This window comes from Actinomadura sp. RB99, from assembly GCF_014706005.1.
Taxonomy (GTDB): domain Bacteria; phylum Actinomycetota; class Actinomycetes; order Streptosporangiales; family Streptosporangiaceae; genus Spirillospora.
This window is the reverse complement of sequence record NZ_JABMCA010000032.1, coordinates 76,678-94,224: the sequence shown is the minus strand read 5'-3', so window position 1 is coordinate 94,224 and position 17,547 is coordinate 76,678. Positions and strand designations below refer to the sequence as shown.

The following is a 17,547-nucleotide window of genomic DNA, read 5'->3' as shown; positions in this document are numbered from 1 at the left end:
ACAGGAGAGACTTTAGCAGATAGTTTTGTTAGAGACGATCTGCTGGGGACCTACTTGTTGCGCTCGCGCTGGCGGCGCACCGGCTGCGCCTGCTCCACCGGGGTGCTGAGGTGCCCCTCCGCCAGCCGCCGCAGCGCCCGCACGAGGACGTCGCGCTCGCCGTCCGGCAGCGCCCCGAGCGCCTCCGCGTGCACCCGGTCGACGATCTCCTGCCCACGCCGGGCCGTCTCGGCGCCCTTCTCGCTGACGGCGATGATCCGCGCGCGCCGGTCCGTCGAGGACGGGCGCCGCTCGGCGAGCCCGGCCTTCTCCAGGGCGTCCACCGTCACGACCATCGTGGTCTTGTCCATGTCGCCGATCTCGGCCAGCTGGATCTGGGTGCGCTCCTCCTGGAGCGCGTGCACCAGCACGCAGTGCATGCGCGGCGTCAGCCCGATCTCGCCGAGCGCCGCCGTCATCCGCGACTTCAGCACGTGCGAGGTGTGGTCGAGCAGGTAGGACAGGTCCGTCACGGTGTTGGCTGGGGCGAGCGCGGTCATGCCTCCAGAGTACCCACTGGTTCCGTACCGGATTATCTACTGCCGTCCGCATCCCCGATGGGATATCGTGAAGGCATGAAGCGCACCGCGTGTCTGTGCTGGCGGCCGTCCTAGGACGGCCGACACCCACGCACGCCTCGGGCCGTCCGCTGGACGGCCCGCTCTCTTCTCCGCGCCGGGTCCGTCCGGCGGGCCCCGGAACCAGGAGGAGAGACCCATGCAGACCACCGAGACGCCACAGCCCGCTGAATCGCCGCGGCCCGCTGAATCGCCGCAGGCCACCGGCCCGTACCGCGACCTCGAAGCGCGCGTCGCCGCCGATCCCGGCGCGTTCCGCATCCTGACCGGCGACCGGCCGACCGGCGCCCTGCATCTCGGCCACTACTTCGGCACCCTCGCCAACCGCGTCCGGCTCCAGCGCGCCGGCGTCGACCTGTTCGTGCTGGTCGCCGACTACCAGGTGCTCACCGACCGCGACGTCGCCGACCGGCTCGGCGAGCACGTCGACGGCCTCGTCGCCGACTACCTCGCCGCGGGCATCGACCCGTCCACCGCGACGATCTTCCGGCACAGCGCCGTGCCCGCGCTGAACCAGCTGATGCTGCCGTTCCTGTCCCTGGTCACGGTCGGCGAGCTGGGCCGCAACCCCACGGTGAAGGACGAGATCGCCGCGTCCAAGCAGTCCTCGGTCAGCGGGCTGATGTTCACCTACCCCGTCCACCAGGCCGCCGACATCCTGTTCTGCAAGTCCAACCTCGTCCCGGTGGGCGCCGACCAGCTCCCGCACCTGGAGGTCACCCGGACGATCGCGCGCCGCTTCAACGACCGGTACGCCCCGGTCTTCCCGGTGCCGGACGCGCTGCTGTCGGCCGCGCCGACCCTGCTCGGCACCGACGGCCGCAAGATGAGCAAGAGCCGCGGGAACGCGATCGCGCTCTCGGCGTCGCCGGACGAGACGGCCCGGCTGATCAAGCGGGCGGTGACCGACGCCGACCGGCACATCGAGTACGCGCCCGACACCCGTCCCGAGGTGTCCAACCTGGTGCTGCTCGCCGCGCTCTGCCAGGAGCGCGACCCCCGCGAGGTCGCCGCGGAGATCGGCGACGGCGGCGGCGCGGCGCTCAAGCGGACGGTGACCGAGTCGGTCAACGAGTTCCTGCGCCCGATCCGCGCCCGCCGCGCCGAGATCATGGCCGACCGCGGCCACCTGCGCCGCGTCCTCGCCGAGGGCAACGCCCGCGCCGCCGCCATCGCCGACCAGACCCTCGACGAGGTCCGCGAGGCCATGTCCATGGCCACGTCAACTACTCGGCCCTGAATGGCCGAGCTCGGTGGCTCGGTCCGGAAGGGCTTTGTTCATGCTCCCGGGCTGCCCCGTACGGTTGGGCGGCCACGGGTCACATCGCCGGTCCCCGCTCAGGCGGGGACCGGTGGGGGCATGTTGACGAATACCCACGCCGAGCGTGCGCGGTCGCGCACGTTGACCCCGGCGACGACGTCGGCGGGCCCAGCGAGACCGCACCGGCGACAGCAGAAGGCGTCCCGCGAAGGCCGGTTGGCCTTGGCGGTGTGGCCGCAGCGCGGGCAGCGCTGCGAGGTGTAGGCCGGGTCCACCTCGATGACCGGCACGCCGGCGCGGCGGGCCTTGTAGGCGATGAACGCCCCGAGTTGGTGGAACGGCCAGGACGACTGCCGTGCTCGCTGGTCGCGTCGAACCGTGACCCGCTCACGGATGCCCTGAAGCTGTTCCAGGGCGATGCCGCGTTCGGTGCGTTGGGCGACAGCAACGACGGTCTTGGAGATCGTGTGGTTGATGTGGGTGGCGTGCCGTGACTCACGGCGTGCACGCTTCTTGAGGAGTTGCGCGGCTGAGCGTGTCCTTCTGGCTTGGATCTCGGCCTTCTTGCGGGCCTGCCAGCGGCGGTAGCGGTCCAGGCGCCGCCCCGAGTGGTTGTCGCCGTCGCTGGTGGTGGCCAGGTTGGTGATGCCCCGGTCCACCCCAAGCCAGTCCTTCGGCTGGTACCGCTCGGCTTCGGGGACCTCGCAGGTGGCGGCCAGGAACCACTTCCCGTCCCGGAACGCCAGGTCCGATTCGCCTTTCCGGTATTCGGTGAGCTGCTTGAGCGCTGCCGCCGAGCAGGCGAAGCGGACGTTCTTCACCCGGCCGTCCACCGTCCAGATGGACACGGTCTGGGCATCGTAGTTCCATGACAGGCACCGGTCGTCGTAGGTGTGCGCGGCATCCGGCCGGAAGACGACGGGCTTGGAGGTGGCCTTGCGACGGCGTGGGGAGCCCTCGCCGCCGAGATTCCCGGCCCGGATATTGGCCCGCAACGTGGTGTAGGCGTCGGCGACCCGTTTGATGACGTGCTGCGTGGCCTGCGCGCCCAGGCCACGGGCCTTGAGATCGCCGTAGGCCATCGACCGCAGGTCCTTGACCGATCCTTTGAGCCCGTAGGCGGTGAACGATGCGGCCGATACCTGGGTCGCGCACTTGTTGACCGTGTACAGGGTGCGCTCGAGGGCCGAGGCCTGTGCGGCGTCCGGTATGAGCTTGACCTGCACCACGATCTTCACAAGTGTGATCGTAGCATTACTCTGTGTTGACACGAGGGGAATCGGGTGCGGATACACGCAGAGGCCGCAGCGACACCTACACGCTGCACGCGCACTTGGTCTTCACGCCGACAACGGCGAGGCCGACCACGTCCACCTCTTGGTTCACTGTCCGCGCGCAAGGTCGCTCCACGGCTGTTGAAAAGTCGATCTCGGGTGTTATCTTGCCTGGTCACAGGACTGTGATGGTCGGGTGGCGGTGGGGTGACCACATCGCGGCTCCCGTGCGACCGGTGCTCGTCGGTCCCGCCGCCGCGGTCGGCCTGACGCTGTGCGCTGCGGTGCTCCTGGACCTGGCCCGGGTCGCGGGCGCCGACCCCGCTGACGCAGTGAAGGTCAGCGGAGGGAGATGCCGTGCAGGACCGTGGCGACCAGGTCGTCCGCGGCCTCGGGCGGGACCTCGCGGGCGAGGCCCTCGCCCTGGAACAGCGCCGAGAGAACGGTCTCGTGCGAGACGCCGACGAGCATCGACGCGGCCGCCTCCACCCGGGCGTCCGGGGCGAGGCGGCCGAGGCCGCGCTCCGCGCGCAGGTAGCGGACCAGCCGCTCCTTCCAGTCCTCGTCGCGATCGCTCAGCGCCGCGAAACGGGCGAGGACCTTTGGCTGGGCCAGCAGCCCGGTGAGCGCGGGCAGCAGCCGGGCGTGCAGGGCGAGGCCGTGGGCGACGTACGCGCGCAGGTTGTCCTCGACCGTCCCGGTGCCCGGCTCGGGCAGCGCGCCCAGCCCGCGCATGATCGCCGTGGCGTGCGCGCGCAGCGCGAGCGCGATCAGCTCCTCCTTGTCGGCGAAGTGGTTGTAGAGCACCCCGCCCGCGACGCCCGCCTCCTGCGCGATGGCCCGGACGGTCAGCCCCGCCGTCCCGCGCTCGGCGATCATCCGCTCGGCGGTGGCGATCAGGTGCTCGCGCAGGGACAGGTCGCCGCCGTCCAGCGCGGCCGCTCTCCGAGGTGACATCACCCGCATCGTAGTGATCGGGCCGGCGTGGACCGCGACCCGGCTTACCGGCGGGCCCGCACGAGCCACGCGGTGCTGCGCAGCCGGACGGCTCCGTCGCGCTCGAACGGGCGCATCGCGTCGGTGATCGCGGCGCGGAGCTCGGGGCCGTCGCCGAGGTTGTGGCGGACGGGGCCCCAGCCGGCGAGGAAGTCCGCGGCGTCGGCGGCGTCTCGCCCCCAGACCTGCTCGGCGTGCACCTTCCGGCAGGTCACGTCGCGGAAACCGGCCGCGCCGAGGATCTCGCGGACGCGGTCCGGGTCGGACAGCGACATCGGGCCGGCGTGTCCGGTCACCGCCGCGGGACGCGGCGCGATCGCGGCGAAGACGGTGCCGAGGTCGGTGCCGGCGGGGGACGCCATGGCGAGGAAGGAGAGGCGGCCGCCCTCCCGCAGCGCGCGCCGGACGTTGCCGAACGCGGCGACCGGGTCGGCGAAGAACATGACCCCGAACCGGCTGACCGCGGCGTCGAAGGCGGCGTCCGGGAACGGGTGGACCTGCGCGTCGCCCTGCTCGAACTCGGCGTTCCGGACGCCCTCCTGCTCGGTGAGCGAGCGGGCGCGGGCGAGCATCGGCGCGGACAGGTCGACGCCGAGCGCCCGCCCGAGCCGGGCCCGCCGCGCGGCGAGCCGGGTGATGTAGCCGTTCCCGCAGCCGAGGTCGAGGACGTGGTCGCGGGGCCCGATCTCGGCGGCCTCCAGCAGGGCGCCGTCGAAGCCGTTGTTGACGGCGTCGTACCGCTCGTGGTGGTCGGCCCAGTGCTCGCCCTCGTAGCCGTTCCACGCCTCGGCCTGGTGGGTGTTGACGACGTCCATCGGTGCCTCCTTGTTGTGAACGCATGTTCATGAACGTATGTTCATAATGAGGGTGCGGCTCGCCGGAGGTCAAGCCCGGATGCGTTCTCTCAGGTCAGCGCGTCGACGAACGCGGCCGTCGCGGGATCGGCGGCGCGCGAATGCAGCAGCTCGGTCCGATGGACGACCCGGGGCGCGCGCACCGGCACCTCCGCGAGCCCGGCGCCGCCCGCCAGGCCCGGAGGGAGGACGGCCAGGCCGTGGCCCGCGGCGACGAGCGCGAGGAGGAACGGCAGGTCCCCGCCCTCGCAGGTCAGGGACGGCGGGAACCCGTCGCGCGAGCCCGTGGCCTGGCGGAGCGCGGGGAGCGGGACGGCGACGTCCGGGACGTCCAGCCAGAGAGCGTCGACCAGGTCGTTCAGGTCGACGCCGGGACGCGACGTCAGCGGGTGCGCGCGCGGCAGCACCAGCACGAGGGGCCGTTCCGCGACGGCGACCGCCGCCAGCGGGACGGTGTCGGCCAGCCGGAGCGGGTCGTTGGGTGCGGCGATCCCGTCGACCAGCCCGATGTCGAGGTCGCCCGCCGCGACCGCCACGTCCACCTCGGCGCGGCCCATCACCTGCACCGCGGCCTCGACGCGCGGGTGGGCGCCGCGCGCGCGGGCTAGTGGCTCCGCGATGTAGGCGGAGGCCAGGGGCGACGCGCCGACGCGCAGCCGGGCCCGCGCCGTCCCGGACATCCGGACGATCTCCGAGCGCGCCGCCTGGAGCCGCAGCAGGATCGGGCCGGCGTGTTCGAGGAGCCGCGCGCCCGCCTCGGTGGTGCCGACGGGCCGCCGGTGCAGCAGCGTGATCTTGAGGTCGTTCTCCAGTGACGCGATCTGCTGCGACACGGCGGCCTGCGTGTAGCCGAGCTCGGCCGCGGCGGCGGAGAACGAGCCCGTCCGCACGACGGTGACGAACGTCCGGAGGAGGTGCGGGTCCATCGGATAAGTGTTGCTTATGTTCGCATCGGAAATCATCGTTGGTGCTTAAGCGGGGTGCGGCGTCAGGGTCGGGGCATGACCTTCACAGCGCGCATCGCCCTGGTCGGGGACCGGTCCCCGAATGTCCAGTCGCACGTCCGGATCCCGCGGCTGCTGGAGGCCGTCCGGGAGCGCGACGGCCTCCTCGCGGAGGCGTACTGGATCCCGACCGACGAGGTCGGCGCCGGGCTGGACGGCTTCGATGGCGTCTGGCTGCTGCCCGGCAGCCCGTACCGCAGCGAGGCGGGCGTCCTCACCGCGATCCGCTCGGCGCGGGAGGGCGGGATCCCGGTGCTCGGGACGTGCGGCGGCTTCCAGCACATGATCCTGGAGTTCGCGCGGAACGTGTGCGGGATCGCCCGCGCCAAGCACGCCGAGAACGCCGAGGACGACGACCCGGGCGAGGACGCGGTGATCATGCCGCTGGCGTGCTCGCTCGCGGGGCACGAGGGCGAGGTGAACGTGGCGCCCGGCTCGTCCGCCGAGCGGATCATGGGGACGTCGCGCAGCATCGAGCGCTTCAACTGCACGTTCGGGCCGAACCCCGCGTACATCGGGACGCTGGAGGCGAGCGGCCTGCGCTTCACCGGCCACGACGACGAGGGCCAGGTGCGGATCGCCGAGCTGCCCGGCCACCCGTTCTACTTCGCGACGCTGTTCCAGCCGGAGCTGGCGGGGGACGGGAGCCGCCCGCATCCGGTGGTCGCCGCGTTCGTCGCCGCCGCGTGCGCGGCGGTGGGCGAGCGCGCCGCCGGCCGGTCCTGACGCGCGGCGGCGCCGGGCCGCCCGGCGAGGGACGGCCCGGCGGGTGAGCCGAGCCGGGTCAGACGCGCTTGTCGAGGAGCGGTTCCCGCGCCGGAGCGGCGGGCTCGGGCTCGGGTGCGGTGGCGGCCGGGCGCAGGAAGAGCACGCCGAGGACGACGGTCGCCACCGTCAGGGCGAAGTCGGCCCAGATCGCGGTCTCGGCGGCGGACGCGAACGCGGCCCGGCCCGGGTGCGCGCCGAGCGCGGCGAAGAAGATCGCGCCGAGCACCGCGACGCCCGTCGCGCCGGAGAACTGCTGCGCGGTGCTCAGCACCCCGGACGCGGCGCCGGCCTGCGCGGGGCGGATCCCCGACATCACCGCGCCGATCACCGACGGCAGCGTCAGCCCGCCGCCGAGGCCGAGCAGGCCGAGCGGCGCGAGCAGCCACGGGGCGGTGACGTCGCCGCCGAGGACGTGCAGCTCGACGGCCAGCGCCAGCACGCCGAGCGCGCTGACGACCGTCCCGCGCACGAGCACCTTCAGCCCGAACCGGGCGACGAGCGGGCGGCCGAACAGCGACGCGACCATGGTCAGCAGCGCCATCGGGCCGAACTCCAGGCCCGCTTCCAGGGGCGTCAGGCGCAGGCCACCCTGCAGCAGCATCGTCAGCACGACGTTCATGCTGCCGAACGAGGCCAGGAACGCGACGTTCAGCGCCAGGCCGAGGTCGAACGAGCGGGCGCGGAACAGGGCGAGGTCGAGCAGCGGTTCGCCGCCGGTCCGGGCGAGCCGCCGCTCCCACCACAGCGTCGCGGCGAGGACCGGGACGGACGCGGCGAGCGAGATCCACGTCCAGGCGGGCCAGCCCTGCTCGCGGCCCATCGCGAGCGGGACGAGCGCGAGCGCGAGGGCGCCGGAGATCCCGGCGGCGCCGGCCGGGTCGAGGCGGGGCCGCCGGTCCGACCGGGTCCCGGGCAGCGACCGGACGGCGAGCGCGAGCGCGGCGGCGCCGACCGGCACGTTCACCAGGAAGATCGTCCGCCAGCCGAGCCCGAGCGGGTCGGCCTGGAGCAGCAGCCCGCCGCCGATCTGGCCGGCGACGCCCCCGCCGCCGAGGACGACGCCGTACCAGGCCATCGCGCGCGGCCGGTCCGCCGCCGGGAGCGCGGCGGTGATCAGGGCGAGCACCTGCGGGACCATCGCCGCGCCGGTCAGCCCCTGGAGCAGCCGCGCCGCGACGAGCTGCACGGGCGACTGCGCGAGCCCGCACAGCAGGGACGCGGCGGTGAAGGCGGCCATGCCGAGGAGGAACAGCCGCCGGTGGCCGAACAGATCGCCGAGGCGCCCGCCGGTCACCATCCCGCTCGCGTAGGTGAAGGCGTAGCCGGCGATGACGAGTTCGAGGGCGACGGGCCCGGCGTGCAGGTCGCGCTGGAGCGACGGCGTCGCGACGTTCACCACCATGTAGTCGAACGACACCATGAAGGTCGCCGAGAGGATGACCGGCAGGATCAGCCGGCCGTGCTTTCCGGATGTCATGCCCTCTACGGTCGTGAAACGCGGCTCGTGTCACATTGAGAGGAATACGTAGTCGGCCGTGCGGGGTTCTTCAGATTTCCGGACCGGGTGTTCAGGAGGTGCGGTGGCGTCCGTTCTCGTCGCCCGTGAGGCGGAGCTGGCCGCCCTGGCGGACGCGTACGCGCGCGCGTGCGAGGCCGGGCCGGTGACCGTGCTGGTCGGCGGCGAGGCGGGGATCGGCAAGAGCCGGCTGGTCGCGGAGTTCGCGGCCCGGCTGCCGTCCCGGACGCGGGTGGCGCGCGGCGACTGCCTGGAGGCGGGCGGCGGGTTCGCCTACGCGCCGTTCATCGCCGCGATGCGCGCGCTCGTCCGCGACCTCGGCGCCGAGCGCGCCGCCGGCCTGCTGCCGGGCGGCGGGCGGCTCGGGCTGGCGCACTGGCTGCCGGTCCTCGGCGTCGCGCCGGACGAGCCCGACCCGGTGCACGGGCGGGCCCGGCTATACGAGGACGTCCTGACGTTGGTCGAGGGCGCGGCGCGGGAATGCCCGCTCGCCGTCGTCCTGGAGGATCTGCACTGGGCGGATCCGTCGAGCCGCGAGCTGCTGGCGTTCCTCGTGCACAACCTGTCCGGGCCGGGGGTGCTGCTGGTCGGCACGTACCGGTCGACGGACCTGGACGAGCGGCACCCGCTGCGTCCGGTGCTGGCCGGGCTGGCGCGGTCGCCGCGCGTCCGCCTGCTGGAGCCCGCTCCGCTGACCTGCGAGGAGGTCGGCGGGCTGGTCGCCGCCCGGCTCGGCTACCTGCCGGATCGCGGCGTCGTCGAGGAGATCGCGCGGCGCAGCGAGGGGAACCCGCTGTTCGTGGAGGCGCTGGCGGACGCGGGCGCGCAGGGCGGGACGCCGCGCCGGCTGCGGGACCTGCTGCTCGCCGGGTTCCGCTCGCTGCCGGACGGGTCGCGTGGCGTGCTGCACGCCGCGTCCGTGGCGTCGGCATGGGGCGGAGGTCTGGCGCACCGGTTCCTGGCGTCCGTGGCGGGGCTGGACGACCTGTCCCTAGAGGACGCGATACGCCCTGCCGTGGACCGTGGTCTCCTCTTGGCGGAGGGCGACGGATACACGTTCCGCCATGCTCTCCTACGCCAGGCCGTGTACGAGGACGCCCTGCCGAGCGCGCGCGCCCGCCTGCACAAACGCTCCGGAGCCGCCTTGCAGGCCGACCCCGATCTCGTCCCGGACGGGCGTGCTGCGGCGGAGGAGGCCGCGCACTGGTGCGCGGGGGGCGAGAAGGAGCAGGCGTTCGACGCCCTGTGGCGCGCCGCCGCTTCCGCGCGCGCCCTCCACGCCCACCCCGAGCAGCTGCGCATCCTCGAACGCGTGCTCCGGCAGTGGGACGGCATCACCAAGCCCGAGCGCGTCCTCGGCGCCGACCGGGTCGACGTTCTGCACCGCGCGGCGGAGGCGTGCCTGTCGGCGGGGGAGGCGGCGCGAGGCGTCGACCTGGCGTCCGAGGCCCTCGCGGCGCTCGACCGGGACCGCGATCCGCGCCGCGCCGCGCTGCTCCTCGAACTGCGCAGCATGCTCCGGCACCGGCTTGGCGACCCGGCGCTCGACGACCTGCGCGCGGCCGTGGCGCTGCTGCCGGACGGGGCCCCGGCGGCGGTCCGGGGGCGTCCGCTGTCGACGCTGGCCAACCGGCTGTTCCTGATGTCCCGGCCGGACGAGGCGCGGGCGCTGGCGGAAGAGGCGCTCGCGGCCGGACGCGAGTCCGGGGACGCGCGCGTGCGGGCGTGGGCGCTGCTGACGCTCGGCTCGCTCGACGGCGCCGCCGGGGACCTCGACACGGCGCTGGCCCGGATCGCCGCGGCGGCGGAGATCGCCCGTGCCGCCGGGGAGTCGGCGGTCCCGCTGGTCATCGCGGTGATGGCGGAGGCGGACGCGCTGCACGGCATGGGCCTGGACGAGCGCGCCGCCGGGGCGGTGGCGGCCGGGCTGGAGACCGCGCGCCGCGCCGGTCTCGACCGGGACCAGGGCGCGGGCCTGGCCGCGAAGGGCGCCGAGCCGCTGTGGGACCTCGGCCGCTGGGACGAGGCGGCCGCGCTGCTGCGGGACGTCCTCGCGCTCGACCCGCCGCCGCTGTTCCGCGCACTCGCGCAGGTCAACCTGGGGGTCATCGCGCTCGCGCGGGGCGACGCCGCGGCGGCCGGCGAGGCGGCGGACGCGGCGCACGCGGTCATGGGGGACCGCTACTGGGGGAAGGCGTTCCGGCTCCCGCTGCACGACCTGCGCTGCCGGGTCGCGATGGCCCGCGGCGACCTCGCCGGCGCCGACGTGATCCTCGGCCGCGCCCTCGACGGACCCGGTCTGCGGGAGACGTCCCGCTTCGTATGGCCGCTGCTGCTGACCGGCGCCCGGCTGTGCGGGGAGCGGCTCGCCCGGTCGGCCGCCGAACCCGGCGTGGCGCGCGGAGCCCGCGAACGGCTGGCCGAGCTGCGCGACCTGGCCGGAGAGCTGCCGGTCATCGGACCCGTCCAGCACGCGTACAGGGCGGCGTTCCGCGCGGAGGCGGGCGATCAGGACTGGGACGAAGCGGTGCGGGCGTGGCGCGATCTCGGCCGGCCGTACCCGCTGGCGTGGGCCCTGTTCCGCTCGGCCGAGGCGCCTGGAGTCCCGTCCGGGCGGGCGGCCGAGGCGTGCCGCGAGGCCGCGTCGATAGCGGCGCGGCTCGGCGCGAAACCGCTGCTCAAGGAGATCGAGCTGCTCGCCGCGCGCGCCCGCCTCTCCATCGAGGAGCCGCCCCCGGCGCCCGATCCGCCGACGCCGGACCCCGCGCGGCGGCTCGGCCTGACGCGCCGCGAGGCCGAGGTGCTGCGGCTGGTCGCGGACGGCCGCAGCAACCGGCAGATCGCGGAGGCGCTGTTCATCTCCGCGCGGACGGCGGGCGTCCACGTCTCCAACATCCTGGCGAAGCTGCAGGTCGCGTCCCGGACGGAGGCGGCGGCGCTCGCCCACCGGCTCCGCCTCTTCGACCCGCCCGCCGGCTGATCCGCCCGCCGGCTGATCCGCCCGCCGGCTGATCCGCCCGCCGGCTGATCCGCCCGCCGGCTGATCCGCCCGCCGGCTGATCCGCCCGCCGGCTGATCCATCCCAGCCCCGAGAGAGACGCGCTCAGGGAGACCGGATCCCGTCGCCTAGTACTCCTTGAGGGCGATGGCCGTGGCGGCGGCGTGGATCGGGGCGATGACCTTCGCCATGATCCGCTCCCGGCCGGGCATCCGGTTCATCAGCGCGAGCATCGCCATCGACATCCGGACCGCGCCCGCCGTCCGCATCACCATGCGCTTGAGGTTCGCTGGCCCCAGCTTCTGGTTCCGCTCCACGAACGGGCGCATCTCCCGCTCGTACGCGGCGAACCCGGTGCGGTGGTCGCCGCCCGCGGCGGCCAGTTCCCCGGCCAGCACGTACGCCCCGACCAGCGCCAGGCTCGTGCCCTGGCCGGACGCGGGCGACGCGCAGTATGCGGCGTCGCCGAGCAGCGCGATACGCCCGCTCGACCAGCCGTCCATGCGGACCTGGGCGACCGCGTCGAAGTAGAAGTCCGCCGCCGCGCCCATCCCGTCGAGCAGCCGCGGGACCTCCCAGCCCTCGCCCGCGTACGCGGACGCCAGCGCGCGCTCCTGCGCGGCCCGCTCGCGGGGGACGTCCGTCCCGTCCGACCGGAACAGGAACATCGCCTTGGCGTCCGCGCCGCCGTCGGTGCTGTAGGCGAGGGCCGTCCGGCCGGGTCCGACGCAGGTGACCTCCTCGCGGTCCAGGCCCAGGTGGTTCGGCACGCCGAAGATCGCGATGCGGTGGCCGAGGTCGCGGACGAACCGCTCCTCCGGCCCGAACGCCAGCGACCGGGTGACCGAGTGCAGCCCGTCCGCCCCCACCACCAGGTCGAACGTCCGGACGAGGCCGCCGGCGAAGGTGACCTCGACCCCCGCGCCGGTCTCCGCGAGGCCGGTGATCGAGTCCCCGAACAGGTACTCCGCGTCGGTGCGCTCGAAGATCAGCCGGTGCAGGTCGCCGCGCAGCACCTCCGCGTCGCCGTGGACCCGGCCGCCGAAGGTGTCGCCGTCCATGCTCGCGACCCGCCGGCCCGCCGCGTTCACGACCGTCCCGCTCCGGACGCCGGTGCGCCGCGCGCGGACCTCGTCCAGCAGGCCCATGCGCTCGACGACGGTCAGCGCCGCGCCCCGGACGTCGACCTTGTAGCCGCCGTCGCGGATGGCGGGCGCCCGCTCGACGACGGTCGGCGCGAAGCCGTGGCGGCGCAGCCAGTAGGCGAGGGTGAGGCCCGCGATGCCGGCACCGGAGATCAGGACGCTCGTGTCCGCGTTCGTGTTCATGCCCCGGACGGTACAACCGTTTAAGACATTTGTGCAAGACGCTCGTGTAAGACGTTCGTACAAGAAATCGGGTAGGGTCCCGCCATGGGCAACCGTGAAGACCTCCTGGACGGCGCGAGGCGCTGCCTGCTGAGCAAGGGGTACACGCGCACGACGGCGCGCGACGTCGCCACCGAGTCGGGCGTCAGCCTGGCCGCCATCGGCTACCACTTCGGCTCGAAGGACGAGCTGCTGCGCGCGGCGCTGCGCCAGGCGATCGAGGAGTGGGGCGCGGAGATCGCCGCGATGCTCGCCGCCGAGACCGACCCGGGGCTGTCCGGGGCGGAGCGGTTCGAGGCCACCTGGGAGCGGATCCTGGCGTCGTTCGCGCGGACGCGCCCGCTCTGGGCGATCCAGTTCGAGGTGATCGCGCAGATCGAGCGGACGCCGGAGCTGCGCGCCGCGTTCCCGGACGCCAACCGGGAGGCGCGGCTCGGGCTGGCCGAGCTGTTCGGCGCCGGCCCGTCCGTCCTCGGCGAGCGGCGCGCCGAGATGGCCGGGGCGTGCTACCAGGCGCTGCTGGCCGGGCTGGCGGCGCAGGCGCTCGTCGACCCGGACGGCGTGCCGGCCGCGTCCGACCTGGTGGACGCGGTGCGGGCGATCGGCGCCGCGATCCAGTAGAACGGAATCATTCGTTCCCCTACTATGGGAGCCATGGAGACCACCACGCCGGCGCCCATGAGCGGTCGCAAGGCTCAGGCGGCGCGCAACGACGAACTGATCCGTGAGGCGGCCCGCGCGGTGTTCACCGCGGACCCCGGCGCTCCCATCGCGGCCGTCGCCGAGCACGCCGGAGTCGGCATCAGCGCCCTCTACCGCCGCTACAAGAGCAAGGAGGACCTGCTCCAGAAGCTCGCCGACGACGGCATGGACCGCTACCTCGCCGAGGTCGAGGCGGCGCTCGCCGACGACGGCGACCCGTGGGAGGCGTTCGCCGCGTTCATGCGCCGCTGCCTGGACATCGGCGCGGGGTCCCTGACGATGCGGCTCGCGGGCAGCTTCCCCGTCACCGACGCGATGAGCGCCAAGGGCCGCGAGATCCACATCGCCACGAAGCGGCTGCTGGACCGGCTGAAGGAGGCCGGCGCGCTCCGCGGCGACATCGAGGTCGGCGACGTCTCGGTGATGCTGGAGTACCTGCACGGCATCCGGATCGGCGGCGACGAGCGGATGAACCGGCTGCAGCACCGCTACCTGGCGCTGATGCTCGACTCCCTGCACCTCGCCGGCGCCGAGGAGCTGCCCGGCCCGCCCCCTACCTGGCAGGAACTGCGCGGACGCTATGACGACTAGAACGCCCCCCACGCTGGACCGGCGCGCTCTCAACCGCGCGCTGCTGGCGCGCCAGATGCTGCTGCGGCGGCACGAGATGACCGCCGTCGAGGCGATCGAGCATCTCGTCGGGATGCAGGCGCAGGCGCCGAACCCCCCGCACATCGGGCTCTGGAGCAGGCTCGACGGGTTCGCCTTCGACGAGCTCGCCGCGCCCATGACCGACCGGCGCGTCCTGCGGATCGTGCTGATGCGCGGCACGCTGCACCTGGTCAGCGCGCGCGACGCGCTGATGCTGCGGCCGCTGACGCAGCCGATCCTCGACAACCACCTGAGGAGCCCGCGCGGCGCGGGCCTCACCGGCGTCGCCGACGCCGCCGCCCACGCGCGGAAGATCCTGGAGGAGGCGCCGCGCTCCGACAAGGAGCTGCGCGCGATCCTCGCCGAGCACCGGCCGGACGCGGACGCCGCGCTGCTCGCCTGGGCCGTCCGCCTCTCGCTGCCGCTGGTGCAGGTCCCGCCGCGCGGCATCTGGGGCAGGTCCGGCGTCGCCAAGCACACCACCCTGGAGTCGTGGCTCGACGGCCACCCCGTTCCGGAGCCGTCCGTGGACGAGATGGTGCTGCGCTACCTCGGCGCGTTCGGGCCCGCGACCGTCCAGGACGTCCAGCAGTGGTCGGGGCTGACCCGGCTGGGCGAGGTCGTCGAACGGCACCGGGCCGGCCTGCGGGTCTTCCGGAACGCGGACGGCCGCACGCTCTACGACCTGCCGGACGCGCCGCGCCCCGATCCGGACACGCCCGCGCCCGTCCGGTTCGTCCCGGACTTCGACAACCTGCTGCTCTCGCACGCCGATCGCGCGCGGATCATCACCGAGGAGCACCGCAAGCGGGTCTTCACCGTCAACGGCATCATCCGCGCGACGTACCTGGTGGACGGGTTCGTGCACGGCATGTGGAAGATCGAGAAGGAGCGCGGCGGCGTGACGCTGCGGATCTCCCCGTTCGCGCCGGTCCCGGCGGGCGAGCGGGAGGCGCTCGCCGAGGAGGGCGCGCGCCTGCTGGCCGCCGCGCACCCGGACGCGAAGGCGCACGCCGTCGAGTTCGAGCCGCCGGACCCTCGCTGAGCCGTGGCGTGACGCGCTGACCTGCGGTCGTTCAAGGGCGACGCGCCGCGAGCCGGCGCGCGGTCAGCCGCGCTTGTTCGCGCAGGGCGCTTCGCGGTGCGGGTCGAGCGAGGTCAGCAGCGCGTGCAGGGTCCGCCGGAACTCCAGCATCTGCTCGCGGGTCAGCGGGTCGAACAGGTTCCGGCGGACCTCGGCGACGTGCCCCGGGGCCGCCTTCTCCAGCGCGGCGAACCCCTCGTCGGTCAGCTCGGCGATGGTCGTCCGGCGGTCCTCGGCGTCCTTGGACCGGCGCACCCAGCCGGCCTCCTCCAGCCGGTTGACCGCGTGCGAGAGCCGGCTCGGCGACGAGTGGACCACCGCGGCGAGCTCGGTCATGGTCAGGGCGCGGCCGGGCGACTCCGACAGCATCGCCAGGATCATGTAGTAGGCGTGCGGCATCCCGGAGTCGCGCTGGAGCTGGCGGTCGAGGGCCTCGTTCAGCAGCCGGGAGGTCCAGAGGAACGCGCGCCAGGTCTCCTGCTCGTCGGCGTCGAGCCACCGGGTGTCGGTCATGTCCGTATTTTACGCAAGTATTTGAACCCTCAAGACTTGAACGTTCAACCAACTGGGAGATATGGTTCAGATCTGAACTTTTACCGTTGGGGGATGCCATGAGCCGGATGCCGGTGCTCTACCTCAGCCACGGCGCGCCGCCGCTGGCCGACGACGCCGTCTGGACCGCCGAACTCGCCCGCTGGTCGGGCGACCTGCCGAAGCCGGAGGCGGTCCTCATGGTCTCCGCGCACTGGGAGGAGGCGCCGCTGTCGATCGGCGCGACCCGTCCCGTGCCGCTCGTGTACGACTTCTGGGGCTTCCCCGAGCACTACTACAGCGTCCGCTACGACGCGCCCGGCGCCCCGGAACTGGCCGATGACGTGCGCAAGCTCATTCCCGGCGTGCACCAGGACGAGGAGCGCGGCCTCGACCACGGCGCCTACGTCCCGCTCGTGGAGATGTACCCGGACGCCGACGTTCCGGTGCTCCAGATGTCCATGCCGACCCTGGACCCCGAGCGGCTCTTCGAGATCGGCCGGACGCTCGCGCCGCTGCGCGACCAGGGCGTCCTGATCGTCGGCAGCGGGTTCACCACCCACAACCTGCGCGCGATGAGCCCCGCCCCGGACGCCCCGCCGCCCGCCTGGTCCGCCGAGTTCGACGAGTGGGCGGACCGCGCCGTCGAGGGCGGCGACGTCGACGCGCTGCTCGACTTCCGCGCCAAGGCGCCCGCCGCGCGCCTCGCCCACCCGCGCACCGAGCACTTCGCGCCGCTGTTCGTGGCGCTCGGCGCGGACGCGGACGCGCCGTCCGGGCGCCGGTCCGTCATCGACGGCTACTGGTTCGGGATGGCGAAGCGCTCGTTCCAGTTCGGCTGACCGCGGGCATGCCATCGAGCCCGCGTGGCCGGAGGCCCGGGCGGGTCATCGAGGGCACGGTGACGGCCCGCGGCGGTGTGCGTGCCGCCGCGGCCCGTCCCGCCAGGTCAGTCCGGGCGGGGCGTCACTTCATGTCGGCGAAGCCGGTGCGCCACGACGGGGTCTGCGGCTTCCAGCCCAGGCCGAGCGCCTTGGCGTTCGACACCGGACGGCCCGTCGTGGCCGCGTGCTTGCCGGCGCTGCCCGGCGTCGGGGCGCCGAGCGCCGCGCTGTACACCGGCAGCCACTCCGCGGTCGTCGCCGGCTCGTCGTCGACGATGTTGACCGGCCCGGCCGGCCAGTCCAGCGCCGCCAGCGCCGCCGCGGCCGCGTCGTCGGCGTGCACGAACGACGTCCACGCCGGCGCCAGCCGCAGGCTGCCCGCCTTCACCCGCTGCGCGATCGCGCCGTCCGGCGCGTACCAGGTGCCGGGCCCGTACAGCGCCCCGTACCGCAGCACGACGCCGCGCGGCATCTCGGCCACCGCGTGCTCCAGCGCCGCGATGCCCGCGTAGGGCGGCAGCGAGGAGTCCAGCGCGTCGGTCTCGGACGCGGGCGTCTCGCCCGCCAGGTACAGCCACGCGATGCTCTGCGCGATCATCGTCTCGACGCCGGCCGCCTTCGCCGCGTCGACCAGGTTGCGCGTGCCCTCGACGCGCAGCCGCGAGTTGGCCTCGAAGTCCTCACCGCTGAGATCGGTGAGCTGGTGCACGACCACGTCCGGCCGCGCCTCCGCGACGGCCGCGCGGACGGCGCCGGCGTCGAAGGCGTCCAGGACGACCGGCGCGGCGCCGAGCGCGGAGATGGAGCCGGTGCGCTCCTCGCGGCGTGTCGTCCCTGCGACCTCGTGGCCCGCCTGGACGAGCAGCGGGATCAGCCGGCGGCCGATGACTCCGGTCGCTCCGGCGAGGAAGATCTTCAAGGGGGTAACCTCCACGACTGTCACGCCTTTGTGGTCGTCTGACGGCAGGATAGGCAGAGTCCTGATCCAGGTCACGCGCGGCCCCGGCGCGGGCCGCCCCCCGTGGCCGCCGGACGACGGG

At 74.0% G+C, this 17,547-nt stretch carries 16 protein-coding genes; 7 read left to right on the top strand and 9 right to left on the bottom strand.

Annotated elements, in window-relative coordinates; all coding sequences use genetic code 11:
• Positions 1-50: 50 nt before the first annotated feature.
• A complete protein-coding gene (locus amrb99_RS26550; RefSeq protein ID WP_190860873.1) occupies positions 51-539 on the bottom strand; it encodes a MarR family winged helix-turn-helix transcriptional regulator in 489 nt (162 codons plus the stop codon).
• Between the two features lie 217 nt (positions 540-756).
• On the opposite strand from amrb99_RS26550, the gene trpS reads away from it, so the two are divergent.
• Positions 757-1,857, top strand: coding sequence for a tryptophan--tRNA ligase (gene trpS, locus amrb99_RS26545; protein WP_190860872.1), 1,101 nt, complete (start codon positions 757-759; stop codon positions 1,855-1,857).
• Positions 1,858-1,955: 98 nt separating this feature from the next.
• Here trpS and amrb99_RS26540 read toward each other — a convergent pair whose 3' ends face one another.
• The 4 genes from amrb99_RS26540 to amrb99_RS26525 all read right to left on the bottom strand — a co-directional run bounded on the left by amrb99_RS26540 (position 1,956) and on the right by amrb99_RS26525 (position 5,928).
• On the bottom strand, positions 1,956-3,116 hold the full coding sequence (locus amrb99_RS26540; RefSeq protein ID WP_347256871.1) for a transposase: 1,161 nt from the start codon (positions 3,114-3,116) through the stop codon (positions 1,956-1,958).
• A gap of 375 nt (positions 3,117-3,491) precedes the next feature.
• Positions 3,492-4,109, bottom strand: coding sequence for a TetR/AcrR family transcriptional regulator (locus amrb99_RS26535; protein ID WP_190860870.1), 618 nt, complete (start codon positions 4,107-4,109; stop codon positions 3,492-3,494).
• A 44-nt stretch (positions 4,110-4,153) separates the two neighbouring features.
• On the bottom strand, positions 4,154-4,963 hold the full coding sequence (locus amrb99_RS26530; RefSeq protein WP_190860868.1) for a class I SAM-dependent methyltransferase: 810 nt from the start codon (positions 4,961-4,963) through the stop codon (positions 4,154-4,156).
• Positions 4,964-5,052: 89 nt separating this feature from the next.
• Positions 5,053-5,928: a LysR family transcriptional regulator gene (locus amrb99_RS26525; RefSeq protein ID WP_190860866.1), complete on the bottom strand. Its 876-nt coding sequence runs from the start codon at positions 5,926-5,928 to the stop codon at positions 5,053-5,055.
• Between the two features lie 75 nt (positions 5,929-6,003).
• Here amrb99_RS26525 and amrb99_RS26520 point away from each other — a divergent pair, with 75 nt between their 5' ends.
• A complete protein-coding gene (locus tag amrb99_RS26520) occupies positions 6,004-6,732 on the top strand; it encodes a hypothetical protein (RefSeq protein ID WP_190860864.1) in 729 nt (242 codons plus the stop codon).
• A gap of 58 nt (positions 6,733-6,790) precedes the next feature.
• Here amrb99_RS26520 and amrb99_RS26515 read toward each other — a convergent pair whose 3' ends face one another.
• A complete protein-coding gene (locus tag amrb99_RS26515) occupies positions 6,791-8,251 on the bottom strand; it encodes an MFS transporter (RefSeq protein WP_190860862.1) in 1,461 nt (486 codons plus the stop codon).
• A gap of 103 nt (positions 8,252-8,354) precedes the next feature.
• Here amrb99_RS26515 and amrb99_RS53305 point away from each other — a divergent pair, with 103 nt between their 5' ends.
• Positions 8,355-11,270, top strand: a complete 2,916-nt coding sequence (locus amrb99_RS53305; protein WP_190860861.1) for a helix-turn-helix transcriptional regulator — start codon at positions 8,355-8,357, stop codon at positions 11,268-11,270.
• A 146-nt stretch (positions 11,271-11,416) separates the two neighbouring features.
• Here amrb99_RS53305 and amrb99_RS26505 read toward each other — a convergent pair whose 3' ends face one another.
• Positions 11,417-12,616 carry an FAD-dependent monooxygenase gene (locus tag amrb99_RS26505; protein WP_190860859.1) on the bottom strand — a complete coding sequence of 400 codons (1,200 nt, stop codon included), beginning with the start codon at positions 12,614-12,616 and terminating at the stop codon, positions 11,417-11,419.
• An 84-nt stretch (positions 12,617-12,700) separates the two neighbouring features.
• Between amrb99_RS26505 and amrb99_RS26500 the strand changes: the two genes are divergently transcribed.
• From amrb99_RS26500 to amrb99_RS26490, 3 genes are read left to right on the top strand one after another with little or no spacing between them, the layout of a single operon-like run.
• On the top strand, positions 12,701-13,276 hold the full coding sequence (locus amrb99_RS26500) for a TetR/AcrR family transcriptional regulator (protein ID WP_190860857.1): 576 nt from the start codon (positions 12,701-12,703) through the stop codon (positions 13,274-13,276).
• Between the two features lie 33 nt (positions 13,277-13,309).
• On the top strand, positions 13,310-13,948 hold the full coding sequence (locus amrb99_RS26495; protein ID WP_241755944.1) for a TetR/AcrR family transcriptional regulator: 639 nt from the start codon (positions 13,310-13,312) through the stop codon (positions 13,946-13,948).
• A complete protein-coding gene (locus tag amrb99_RS26490; protein WP_190860855.1) occupies positions 13,938-15,053 on the top strand; it encodes a winged helix DNA-binding domain-containing protein in 1,116 nt (371 codons plus the stop codon). Before amrb99_RS26495 ends, amrb99_RS26490 begins: the two co-directional genes overlap by 11 nt.
• Before the next feature lie 63 nt (positions 15,054-15,116).
• On the opposite strand, the gene amrb99_RS26485 is transcribed toward amrb99_RS26490, so the two are convergent.
• Complete coding sequence (locus amrb99_RS26485) at positions 15,117-15,605, bottom strand: MarR family transcriptional regulator (RefSeq protein WP_190860853.1); 489 nt, start codon at positions 15,603-15,605, stop codon at positions 15,117-15,119.
• A 98-nt stretch (positions 15,606-15,703) separates the two neighbouring features.
• Between amrb99_RS26485 and amrb99_RS26480 the strand changes: the two genes are divergently transcribed.
• Positions 15,704-16,465, top strand: coding sequence for a class III extradiol ring-cleavage dioxygenase (locus tag amrb99_RS26480; RefSeq protein ID WP_190860851.1), 762 nt, complete (start codon positions 15,704-15,706; stop codon positions 16,463-16,465).
• 124 nt (positions 16,466-16,589) lie between these two features.
• Here amrb99_RS26480 and amrb99_RS26475 read toward each other — a convergent pair whose 3' ends face one another.
• On the bottom strand, positions 16,590-17,426 hold the full coding sequence (locus amrb99_RS26475; protein WP_190860849.1) for an NAD(P)-dependent oxidoreductase: 837 nt from the start codon (positions 17,424-17,426) through the stop codon (positions 16,590-16,592).
• Between the last annotated feature and the right edge of the window lie 121 nt (positions 17,427-17,547).

Coding starts and splice junctions, on each gene's coding strand:
- amrb99_RS26550 (WP_190860873.1), bottom strand. CDS start 539: ATGACCGCGCTCGCCCCAGCCAACACCGTGACGGACCTGTCCTACCTG.
- trpS (WP_190860872.1), top strand. CDS start 757: ATGCAGACCACCGAGACGCCACAGCCCGCTGAATCGCCGCGGCCCGCT.
- amrb99_RS26535 (WP_190860870.1), bottom strand. CDS start 4,109: ATGTCACCTCGGAGAGCGGCCGCGCTGGACGGCGGCGACCTGTCCCTG.
- amrb99_RS26530 (WP_190860868.1), bottom strand. CDS start 4,963: ATGGACGTCGTCAACACCCACCAGGCCGAGGCGTGGAACGGCTACGAG.
- amrb99_RS26525 (WP_190860866.1), bottom strand. CDS start 5,928: ATGGACCCGCACCTCCTCCGGACGTTCGTCACCGTCGTGCGGACGGGC.
- amrb99_RS26520 (WP_190860864.1), top strand. CDS start 6,004: ATGACCTTCACAGCGCGCATCGCCCTGGTCGGGGACCGGTCCCCGAAT.
- amrb99_RS26515 (WP_190860862.1), bottom strand. CDS start 8,251: ATGACATCCGGAAAGCACGGCCGGCTGATCCTGCCGGTCATCCTCTCG.
- amrb99_RS26505 (WP_190860859.1), bottom strand. CDS start 12,616: ATGAACACGAACGCGGACACGAGCGTCCTGATCTCCGGTGCCGGCATC.
- amrb99_RS26500 (WP_190860857.1), top strand. CDS start 12,701: ATGGGCAACCGTGAAGACCTCCTGGACGGCGCGAGGCGCTGCCTGCTG.
- amrb99_RS26495 (WP_241755944.1), top strand. CDS start 13,310: ATGGAGACCACCACGCCGGCGCCCATGAGCGGTCGCAAGGCTCAGGCG.
- amrb99_RS26490 (WP_190860855.1), top strand. CDS start 13,938: ATGACGACTAGAACGCCCCCCACGCTGGACCGGCGCGCTCTCAACCGC.
- amrb99_RS26485 (WP_190860853.1), bottom strand. CDS start 15,605: ATGACCGACACCCGGTGGCTCGACGCCGACGAGCAGGAGACCTGGCGC.
- amrb99_RS26480 (WP_190860851.1), top strand. CDS start 15,704: ATGAGCCGGATGCCGGTGCTCTACCTCAGCCACGGCGCGCCGCCGCTG.